The 554-nt window shown below is 76.0% G+C and carries 1 protein-coding gene and 1 pseudogene; both read right to left on the bottom strand.

The genetic code is table 11. The features are described from left to right. Nucleotides 1-280: pseudogene (locus AC08ON_RS10375) on the bottom strand (glycosyltransferase family 4 protein); the annotation flags it as partial. 81 nt (nt 281-361) lie between these two features. After that, a partial coding sequence (locus tag AC08ON_RS10370; RefSeq protein ID WP_476616863.1) for a hypothetical protein occupies nt 362-554 on the bottom strand: 193 nt, incomplete at its 5' end.

Below are 554 nucleotides of genomic sequence, written 5' to 3'. Positions count from 1 at the left end.
GCAGGGTCGGAGCGTGAATGACGTCCACCCCCGTCGGAGCCGGACCCACGCCACGCGCCCAGGCCACGGCGAGTGCGCGGCGAGGCAGACCGAGCCGGAACGGACCGAGGACGCCGGGCAGGACGGCCGGACCGACCTCCCGGCGCCCGGCACACCACCCGGTCACCCGATCCTCGGGGGCGGCGGTGCGGGCGAGCGCCGCCGCGAGTTCGGCGGAGTAGCGCCCGGTCCCGCCGGGAACCGGCGCGAGCAGCTGCTCGACAAGGAAACCCACACGCACGGGTCACAGTCTGCCCCTGCCTCCTCCATCCCCGGACAGCCGGCCCGGTCCCCGGACAGCCGGGGTCGGCGGGTCGGCGGGTCAGCGGCCGCGGGCACGCAGGGCCGCGAGTGCCATCACGACGCAGGAGATCCCGCCGACCAGGTATCCCCAGCCCCGATGGCCGAAGAGCGCGAACCCGGCACCCGTCCCGGCCACGATCAGCCCGAACAGCAGCACTGTCAGGACGGCGGCGAGGATGCGCTGGTTGCGCAGGGAGGTGGGGGGCGCCGGC

Source organism: Frankia sp. CoWAU3 (assembly GCF_977971855.1).
The sequence above is the reverse complement of the archived record's forward strand: the minus strand, read 5'-3'. Positions and strand labels throughout refer to the sequence as shown.